Below are 1934 nucleotides of genomic sequence, written 5' to 3' on the forward strand. Positions count from 1 at the left end.
CTTCTCCGGCAGGGCGGCGCGGACGGCCTTGAGGATGCCCTCGGCGTCGAGGCCGGCCTCGGCGTACATCTTCTCCGGCTTGTCGTGATCCTGGTAGAGATCCGGCAGCGTCAGCGTGCGAACCCGAACCCGGCCCGCATCCAGAACGCCCCGCTCGGACAGCAGGTGCAGCACCATCGCCCCGAAGCCGCCGACCGAGCCCTCCTCCACCGTCACCAGAACCTCGTGGCTCATCGCCAGATCCACGATCAGCTCCGCGTCCAGCGGCTTGGCAAAGCGCGCATCCGCCACGCTCGTCGCCACCCCCTCCGCCTCCAGCGCGTCCGCCGCCTTCAACGCCTCCGACAGCCGCGTGCCCAGCGACAGCAGCGCTACCCGCGCTCCCTCCGGACGGCGCACCACACGCCCGCGGCCGATCGCCAGCGGCTCGCCCTTCTCCGGCAGCTCCACGCCCACCCCCTCGCCGCGCGGGTAGCGCAGCGCGATCGGCCCGCTGTCATGCGCATGGGCGGTCGCCACCATGTGCACCAGCTCCGCCTCGTCGGCCGCCGCCATCACCGTCATGTTCGGCAGGCAGCACAGATAGGCCAGATCGAACGCGCCCGCATGCGTGGCGCCGTCCGCCCCCACCAGACCGGCCCGGTCCAGGCAGAAGCGCACCGGCAGGTTCTGCAGCGCCACATCGTGCACGACCTGATCGTAGGCCCGCTGCAGGAAGGTCGAGTAGATCGCCACGAACGGCTTGTAGCCCTCGGTGGCCAGGCCCCCGGCAAACGTCACCGCGTGCTGCTCGGCGATGCCCACGTCGAAGGTCTTGTCGGGATGCGCCTTGCCGAACAGGTCGATGCCGGTGCCGCCGGGCATCGCCGCGGTGATCGCCACCACCTTCGGATCGGCATCGGCCGCCTTGATCAGGCTCTCGCCGAACACCCGCGTATAGGCCGGGGCGTTGGCCTTGGCCTTGGCCTGGATCCCCGAGACCACGTCGAACTTCACCACGCCGTGGTAGCGGTCGGCCGACGCCTCGGCCGGCGCGTAGCCCTTGCCCTTCTGCGTCACCACGTGGAGCAGGATCGGGCCCTGATCCGAGTCGCGCACGTTCTTGAGCACCGGCAGCAGGTGGTCGAGGTTGTGCCCGTCCACCGGGCCCACATAGTGGAAGCCCATCTCCTCGAACATCGTGCCGCCGCCGACGATCAGCGAGCGGGCATATTCTTCCGCCGCCGCCGCGCGCTGGTAGAGCGCCTTCGGCAGGAGCTTGCCGAGCTGCTTGGCGGTCTCGCGCAGGCTCCGGTAGGTGCCGCCGGAGGCGAGCCTGGCGAGATAGGCCGACATCGCGCCCACCGGCGGGGCGATCGACATGTCGTTGTCGTTGAGGATGACGATCAGGCGCGAGTGCAGCGCGCCGGCATTGTTCATGGCCTCATAGGCCATGCCCGCCGACATCGAGCCGTCGCCGATCACCGCGACCATGTTGCGGCGCTTCTTCGGCGCCTCGCCCCGGGCCTTGGTCTCGGCGTCGTCGAGATCGCGGGCGACCGCCATGCCGAGGGCGGCGGAGATCGAGGTGGAGGAGTGCGCCGCGCCGAAGGGGTCGTAGGCGCTCTCGGAGCGCTTGGTGAAGCCGGACAGGCCGCCGCCCTGGCGCAGGGTGCGGATGCGGTCGCGCCGCCCGGTGAGGATCTTGTGCGGGTAGCACTGGTGCCCGACGTCCCAGACGATGCGGTCGTCGGGGGTGTCGAACACGTGGTGCAGCGCCACCGTGAGTTCGACCACGCCCAGCCCCGAGCCGAGATGGCCGCCGGTGACCGAGACCGCGTCGATCATCTCGGCGCGCACCGCGTCGGCCACCTTCTGCAGCTCGCTCTCCGGCAGAAGCCGGAGACGATCCGGCGTCTCAAGACCCTCGAGGATCGTCGTGTCCGCTAGTGCCA

1 protein-coding gene is annotated in these 1934 nt (G+C 70.3%); it reads right to left on the minus strand.

The genetic code is table 11. The features are described from left to right. Positions 1-1934 (minus strand): 1-deoxy-D-xylulose-5-phosphate synthase (gene dxs, locus HNR01_RS27300; protein WP_210313671.1); only part of this gene is annotated, 1934 nt, incomplete at both ends.

Source organism: Methylorubrum rhodesianum, assembly GCF_014199985.1.
GTDB lineage: Bacteria > Pseudomonadota > Alphaproteobacteria > Rhizobiales > Beijerinckiaceae > Methylobacterium > Methylobacterium rhodesianum.